The organism is Pseudoalteromonas sp. Z1A2 (assembly GCF_011378755.1).
Taxonomy (GTDB): Bacteria; Pseudomonadota; Gammaproteobacteria; order Enterobacterales; family Alteromonadaceae; genus Pseudoalteromonas; species Pseudoalteromonas distincta.
The window spans coordinates 95,824-103,713 of the sequence record NZ_WTKX01000017.1; the positions used below are offsets into that span (position 1 = coordinate 95,824).

Annotated in this window: 4 protein-coding genes and 2 pseudogenes; 3 read left to right on the forward strand and 3 right to left on the reverse strand. The window is 37.9% G+C overall.

Features of this window, described 5'->3' with window-relative positions; translation table 11 throughout:
• Both GQR47_RS12900 and GQR47_RS12905 read left to right on the forward strand, forming a co-directional pair.
• Positions 1–215: hypothetical protein (locus GQR47_RS12900; RefSeq protein WP_206016111.1), on the forward strand; the 215-nt coding region annotated here is incomplete at its 5' end.
• Between the two features lie 542 nt (positions 216–757).
• Complete coding sequence (locus tag GQR47_RS12905; protein WP_165722958.1) at positions 758–934, forward strand: hypothetical protein; 177 nt, start codon at positions 758–760, stop codon at positions 932–934.
• A 124-nt stretch (positions 935–1,058) separates the two neighbouring features.
• Here GQR47_RS12905 and GQR47_RS12910 read toward each other — a convergent pair whose 3' ends face one another.
• The 3 genes and pseudogenes from GQR47_RS12910 to GQR47_RS12920 form a co-directional block, all read right to left on the reverse strand.
• Positions 1,059–3,230: a S46 family peptidase gene (locus tag GQR47_RS12910; protein ID WP_165723897.1), complete on the reverse strand. Its 2,172-nt coding sequence runs from the start codon at positions 3,228–3,230 to the stop codon at positions 1,059–1,061.
• 164 nt (positions 3,231–3,394) lie between these two features.
• A pseudogene (locus tag GQR47_RS12915) lies at positions 3,395–5,374 on the reverse strand (EAL domain-containing protein); the annotation flags it as partial.
• A 219-nt stretch (positions 5,375–5,593) separates the two neighbouring features.
• Complete coding sequence (locus GQR47_RS12920; RefSeq protein WP_024596933.1) at positions 5,594–7,381, reverse strand: PDZ domain-containing protein; 1,788 nt, start codon at positions 7,379–7,381, stop codon at positions 5,594–5,596.
• A 204-nt stretch (positions 7,382–7,585) separates the two neighbouring features.
• Between GQR47_RS12920 and GQR47_RS12925 the strand changes: the two are divergent.
• Positions 7,586–7,798 (forward strand): annotated as a pseudogene (locus GQR47_RS12925) (GGDEF domain-containing protein); the annotation flags it as partial.
• Between the last annotated feature and the right edge of the window lie 92 nt (positions 7,799–7,890).

The window sequence follows — 7,890 nt, forward strand, 5'->3', positions numbered from 1 at the left end:
ATGACGCTAGTGAAGAAGATCAGTCAAGAATGTCTCAAATCACGGAGTCAGATTTCTATGATTTCTTTAAAGAAGAAAGCGGAGAACCCTGGAGAAAATTATTAAAACAGTCATCTGGTGAACATGCTGAATCAAATGCCAAATCGGCTTTGAAGAAGATCGCGCAGGAGTCCAAGCTAAACGAAGTACGACTAAAAAGGCTTGGATTAGATTAGGAAAGCACTACCAAGATTTGCAAGAGAGTAGATGTCCGTTGTTCGTTCTTCGTTCTTTAGACGTATTTGTCTAAACACGTTTTGGGGCAGAAACGAGTTACATCTTAATGTCCTCAATTGGCACTCTCCCGCCACACAACAACATAAAATGTTGATAATAATTGGCAAGGTATTTTACTATGTCGGATGGCGCTTCGCTTATCTGACCTACACTGGCACTTAGCAGCCATAAATATACGAATCAAACATCAACAAAAAGGTAAGAAAATGAGGTCGCCTTTGCTAATTTCTATTTAAATGACAGCAAGTCGCACTTTGCTGAAGCCTGCTGTGAGCGAGAATCAGTCATTGAGTGAGTAATTAATTAATGACTACTTCCACCTTTTTTATATGTTCAAATAACCCATCATATGCATAATATATATAGCTAGCAATAACTTATGCTTTTTGCTATTAATAGAAGCTAATAAAATAAGGACGTTTTCGCTTAAAAATAGAGAAAGAGTCCTCTGATAAAGCATTTATATTTAAAGGAGTGTTACATGGAGTATAAGTTTATTGCAGTTTCTCAAATCTGGGCTACAGGTGGTATGTTAAATAGAGCAAACGCTAAAGCAAACGAGTTGGCAAGAGATGGGTGGGTGTTATCAAAAATGGAAAAAGGCTTTAGTGGTTTTTTATTTGCAACTTTATATCTAGCCTTTGAGCGTAAAATTTAAATATAACAAGCGACTAAGGTTTCGATTATCCGATCATGGCACTTAGCAGTCATAAACGAATCAAACATCAACAAAAAAGGCGCTTCCTTTACGGTAAGCGCCCTTCTCTTATCTCACCAATTACTTATTTTACGATTGTCATTTCCTCTAACAAGTTTTGTGCATTATCTACTTTATCCATTACCCACAGCATGTAGCGTGAATCAACGTGGATTGAGCGATTAAGCTCAGGGTTGTAATCCCAGTCACCAATAATACTTTCGTAAACACCGTCGAACAGTAAGCCTACAAGCTCTGCTTTACCGTTAAGTGTTGGCGAACCTGAGTTACCACCGGTAGTGTCTACATTTGATAAAAAGTTAACGGGTACTGTATTCATGCCACCCGTGTAATCACCGTAAAGCTTGGCTTTAATTTGCTCTTGTAACTTTTTAGGTGCATTAAATGGGTCAACATCGGTGTTTTTAGCAAGTAATCCTTCAAGCGATGTAAACGGTGTTGCTACCAAGCCATCTTGAGGTGAATAGCCACCTACAGTGCCATAGGTTACTCGTAGGGTGCTGTTGGCATCGGCGTATACAGGTTTGTTTTTAGCTTTGTTAAACGCAATTATTGCGCTCATTAACTCTGGGCGAGCTGCTTGTAATTTACCTGCAAGTGCTTTTGATTTATCTTCCTCAGCTTTCATTACTTTAAAGATTGCTTTAGCGTACTGCACAAATGGGTCTTGGCTTTGATTTAGCTGGCTAAACGATTGCTCAAATAATGAATTGCGAACAGTGGCATTATCGAGTCTTGACTGCTCATACATGCTATCAAGTAACGCGCTTTGGGTTGCTTTATCAAACCCATTTTGTACTTTAAATACGTTATCAACGTCGCTAAAACGCTCTTCTTTTGGAAGTGCTGCATACAGTTCTAAAAAGTGCAGTAAAATAGCTTTGTCTACTTTGCTATCATAACGGCGCGTCATGCGCTCAAGCCCTGCTTTAATGCGAGGTAAGTCACGTTCTTGATAACCAGATTCGCGTTCGCTATTCGGCTTTTGTTTTTCATAAGCTAAACGGTATAAACGTCGTGCTGTGCTGATCATTTGTGAGCGGTGTACATAACCTAACATACGGTCGCGTTCACTGTGCTCTTGTGATTGTGCAATTAGCTCAGATAGCTCACCTAATACGCTTCCGTATTGTTCTTTACGCTCACCATCACTATTGATCCATTGTGTTAACTCTTGCTCAAACTGTTTTTTGCGCTCAAGCATAGTGCCTTTTTTGAAGCTTTCGATCATCGAACCATAGTTTTTAATATAGTTGTTATAACCTGCAATGGTGCTTTCGTAAGCAATACGCGCTTTACTGCCGTCTTCTGAATTTTCTTCAATAAGCGACACGTATTTTGAGTTATGAACGCGTGCTTTAGGGTAACTGTCGTTAAATACGCTATCCACCTCTGTTGCTATACGGTAGCGGTTAGTACGCCCTGGGTAGCCTGTAACCATTACAAAGTCGCCTTCTTGCACGCCTTTGGCACTTACTTTTAGGTAAGAGTCAGGTACGTAGGGTACGTTGTCTTCGCTGTACTCTGCAGGTTTTCCATCTTTGCCTACATAAGCGCGGTAAAAACCAAAGTCGCCTGTGTGGCGCGGCCACATCCAGTTATCTATATCGCCGCCGTATTTACCTACGCCCATTGCCGGTGCATAAGATAAGCGTACGTCTTTAATTTCAAGTGACTTAATTAGGTAAAACTCTAAACCACCATGAAACGAATACACATTACAACGATAGCTTTCGTCGGCTTCACACTGGGCTACTAGCGCTTTTTCATTTTTTTCGAGTGCGTCGTAGCGTGCTTTTGCTGTTAACTCGTTAGTACCTTTAATTACTTCATCTGTTACGTTGGTAACCGTTTTTGTTACGTAGACGCGTGAGCCCGGCGCTGCAGGTAAATCTTCTGTAGGACTTTTAGCTAAAAAGCCATTTTCTAAAATATTGTTTTCAGGCGTTGAGTTGTATTGTACCGAGCCATAAACACAGTGATGGTTTGACACAACTAAACCTTTAGGCGATACAAACGATGCTGTACAACCACCTAGGCTAATTACCGCATTCATTGGGAATTCGGTTAATTTAGAAATAGATTCAACATCAATTTCAAGCCCTTTGGCTTTTAAAATTGATTCTAACTCTGGAAGTTGGTGTGGTTGCCACATGCCTTCGTCGGCTATGGCACTACTTGAAAGTGATAAAGAAAATGTGGCTGCTAATGTAGCTACAAGAGGTTTTAAACGCATTATAGAATCCTTTTTATTTGTTTCTATAACAGGTTACTCGTCAGTAGCTAATGAGGTCAATAGCCGTGCAATGAATTGTTACAATCGAGTGTTTAATCTTACTTTTTATCAAAATTCATCGAAAAATCAAGAAACTGTTTTGCTGGTATGGGTTTACTAAACTAAAAACCTTGCATAAAATCACAGCCTAATTCGTTCAATAAAGTAAGCTGCTCTTTTGTTTCTACGCCTTCGGCTACCACTGTCAGCCCTAAACTGTGCGAAATGGCAATAATTGCCTTTACGAGATTACAATCTTCATTGTTTAGTACAATACCGTCAATAAAACTTCTATCTATTTTGAGTACATTAAACGGATACTCCCTCAAATAACTTAATGATGAATAACCTGTACCAAAGTCATCCATTGATAAGTTAATGCCTAATGCAGTAATTTCAGTCAGTATATCAACAACATTAGTGTGGCAACTCATCAATACACCTTCAGTTATTTCAAGCTCTAAACTTTCGGGGTTTACGTTTGCTTCACTCAATGAGTTTTGAATAAAACTGAGCAGCCCTACGTCTCTAAATTGGCGAGGAGATAAGTTAACAGCCATTGTATATTTTTGTTGACGTTTACAGGTACTTTGCCATGTGTTTAAAAAGTGTAATGCTTGGCTAATTACAAACTTGCCAATAGGTACAATTAATCCTGTATTTTCGGCAATAGGTATAAACTCATCGGGTGTTACATTACCTAGCACAGGGTTATGCCAGCGTAATAACGCTTCTGCACCAATGATGTGTTTATTTTTGGCGTCAAATTGGGGCTGGTAGAATAACTCAAATTCATTACGCTCAAGGGCGCCACGCATCTGCTCTTCTATTACTAGTCGGCGCTGAATAATTACATTCATTTTTTTAGTAAAAAATGAATAAGTATTACGGCCATATGATTTTGCTTGATACATTGCAGTGTCAGCGTTTCGTAATAAATCAGCTACTGTATTACCATTTTCTGGGTATATGGCTACACCAATACTCGCTGTAAGTATGTGTTCTCGGCCCTCAATTTTAAAAGGGGCTCTAAAGTTATTGACCAGTTTTTCAGTAATTTTTAAAGCAGAATGGTGATCAGTTATACCTCGTAGTAATACGATAAACTCATCCCCACCTAGGCGCCCTAACGTATCGTCTTTTCGCAGTGCCTCTTGTAGCCTTTGCGCTGATTCAATTAAAAGTTTGTCTCCTGTTTCATGGCCTAAAGAGTCATTTATTTTTTTAAAGTCATCTAAATCCAAAAACAGTACCGCAGCTTTCTCGTTATTTCTTTGTACTTCAATAAGCAATTGCGACAAACGATCAAGTGCTAAAAAACGATTAGGGAGTAAAGTTAGACTATCGTAATACGCTTGATGTCTAATTAGTTCATCTGATTTATGCTGTTCTGTAATATCTCGAATAATAACCATTAACTGGTTATGTTCTGTTATTTTATTTATTCTTGCTTCAAAAAAAACGAGCCCATGGGGTAAAGCTAGCTCATATTTAAAGCTCATCATCTGCTCTTTTTCTAATACGAGGCTGATATAGGTTTCAAATTTTTTGGCTACAGCGCGCGGGAGTACATCACCCATTTTTTTACCAATAAATTGCTTTGGCTTGGTGTAGAGATCGGTCTCATTACTGGCATGATACTCAATAATAGTTCCATCATTTTCCATCAAGAAAAATAAGTCAGGAATTGCCTCAAAAATAGTTTTTAGCATATCCTCATTAAATGATGCATCTGCTTGTGCCTTTTTAACCTCAGATAAGTCAATATCAATGCAATACATTTGTTTTGTATTATATTGATTTGTAAACATAACATGGCTAGAAAAAACAGATACACTTTCGCCATTTTTACCTTTTAGGGTAATTTCGGATGCTGGAATTTCTATGTCTTTTTCTACCCAATCACTGTGTGCGTCAATTACAAATTCACACATTGATTCTGGAATTATAAGGTCTTCTATTTTTTGCCCTATGGCCTCTTCTTTGGTGTATCCGTAAAGTCGCACACTGCCTTCATTCCCATAAATAACACGACGCTCATTGTCATAACCTTGAACAGAAATTACATTTACCGCATCAAATAACTGGTGCAAATAGTCGTTAATTACAAATTAGTTGGTTAAGTCTGAAGCAACGTCGTCTAATTTCATTTTGAGGCTATATCCATAAGTAATTTTATTTAGTAATAAAAAACACCAAATAATAATTTAATTTTAATATTAAATTTCCATGTACATTATATACGCCATTATAAAAAACAAAAAAAGAGCCGAAGCTCTTTTTTAATAATTGTTAACTGTATTTAAACTCTATAAAAACTGAATTTATTTTTTTGTCACATCATTTGGATGTTCCACGCCAATCCATGCTTTGAATAGTGCTTTTTGCTGTGGCGTTGCCTCTTTATCAGCAACTACTTTTTTAGGCTTATCGAAATCTTCTGATAATACTAATGTTAAGCTTTCAAGTGCATCGCGACGAAGATAGTCAACGGTTACTTTGTCGCCTGCCTTAAACGTTTCTAGGCTAGTTTTTAAATCTTTACCTACGTGATGTTTGTTTATAGCGACAATTTTATCATCGGTAGTTAAACCCGCTTTCCACGCACTGCCACCACGGCGTACATAACTTAACGTCAGTAATTCACCTGTATTTTTGGCGGTAGCATCAATACTTGCAAGTGTTTTTGCTTTTTCAGGACGCTCAAACTTTAAACCTACTTTAGTAAGTAAATCGTCAAAGTTAATACTTGCAGGCGACTCTACATTTTCTTGCCACCAGCTTGAATAATCACGTCCTGTTAAATCTTTTAAGATATTAAGTACATCTGTATCTGTAAATCCAGCGGGCATTTTATGATTGTTATAAAGTGCTTTGTGCACGTCGCGATAGCTTATTTTACCTTGGCTTTTTTCTAGTAAGTCAATATCTAAAGCAAGTGAAAGTAACGAACCTTCTGAATAAATATTGGTGCTGTAGTTACGTGCGTGATCGCCACCTTGATTAATCCATTTATCAAAGCTTGTTTCGCTTGCGCTTTGCACTTCACGGCCCGGTGTTTGCAAATGACGGTTAATGGTTTTACTCATTACTTTAAAAAATTCATCTGTTGTTTGAATGCCTGAGCGCACTAATAAATGATCTTCAAAGTAACTTGTTGAACCTTCTGCAATCCACAGCAGTTTTGAATAGTTCATATTAGTGTAATCGTATGGCACTAAACCTTGAGGGCGATATGCTTTAACATTCCATGTATGAACAAACTCATGCGCAGCGGTGCTAATAAAACCTAAGTAATCTTCGCGGCTACCAAATCGGTCACGTGGTCGTTGAATAATTGTTGAGTTTAAATGCTCTGTTGCACCACCAGCTCCTGATGTTGCATGCACCATAAATACATAACGCTCATACGGATAGCCATCCCAAATTACATTACCCGTGGCAACTAATTTTTTAAGATCGGTAAGCATTAGCTCTACATCGTAGTTACCATCGCCCCATATAACTAACTCGTATTCACGCCCTTCTACTTCAAATGTGTGTAGTTGGTTAATACCCGTTTCGATTGGTGAATCAACAAGTACATCGTAATCGGCTGCTTTAAATGAATTTTTGCCTTTTAAATTATTCATACCCGATACAGAACGCCACTTTTTAGGCACGTCTAAATTAACGGTTACAGGCTCTTGGCGAAATGATTCACTAAACATAAAAAAGCCTGACGCATCTATAAATGCATGGCTGTCGTCAATGTGGCGAGCACGTTTACCAAGCTCATTTGCATACACCTGGTAGTCAACATTTACTTCTGTAGGTTCATTAAGATGTACACGCCATGTACTGTGATCTATTTTTTCCCATTTTAGTTCTTTGCCATCTTCATCTTTGGCTTTGAAGTAGCGAATGCCATTTGCAAGATTTAACATTTCGTAGCGACCCGTGCGCCACGCAGGAAGTTTTATATCAAGGTGTGCTTGCGCTGTTTTTGGAAACTCAACACTTACATCACCTAAATGATGCTGTGGTTGCGAGATTTCTAAAGAATAATTTACATCGGCAAATACAGGCGCTGAACATGCAGCTAAAATTGAAAGGGCTAATAACTTTTTCATAGAGACTCTTAGTAGAAACTTAACTGCTTACAAGACTAACAAGCCCCTATTTAAAAGTGAATTAAATACGATAAATGACCCTATATACGAGTTTATAAGTAGTAGCTTATTAAAATTTCTAAGTTTTTTACTAGATAACTACACATAATAAAAATTTGTTGTAAACTGAAGATAATGAAATTAATTTGATGGCGGTATGCTTAGGTGTCACAAAGATCTAACGCAACAGATAAAAAGCTAAAACAAGCAATTGATGCGCGTATGGCTGTTGAGAGTGCTCGTAAACATCAAGTAGATGTTCTATGTGACTTTACAGCTAAACTATCGTTGAGCTGTAAAGGACTAGATATCGAGTTAGATAATCGCCTCGCCAAATTTAGAAGTGCGCTTAATAAAGGCATGAGTTTTGAAAACCTTGCTCTGAATCGCCCCGTGTTTGCCAGAGACTCAATAACTTGAGAAACTGGAACTATGAAAAAATCAAATCGCTATACATCAGAATTTCGTGA

Coding starts and splice junctions, on each gene's coding strand:
- GQR47_RS12905 (WP_165722958.1), top strand. CDS start 758: ATGGAGTATAAGTTTATTGCAGTTTCTCAAATCTGGGCTACAGGTGGT.
- GQR47_RS12910 (WP_165723897.1), bottom strand. CDS start 3,230: ATGCGTTTAAAACCTCTTGTAGCTACATTAGCAGCCACATTTTCTTTA.
- GQR47_RS12920 (WP_024596933.1), bottom strand. CDS start 7,381: ATGAAAAAGTTATTAGCCCTTTCAATTTTAGCTGCATGTTCAGCGCCT.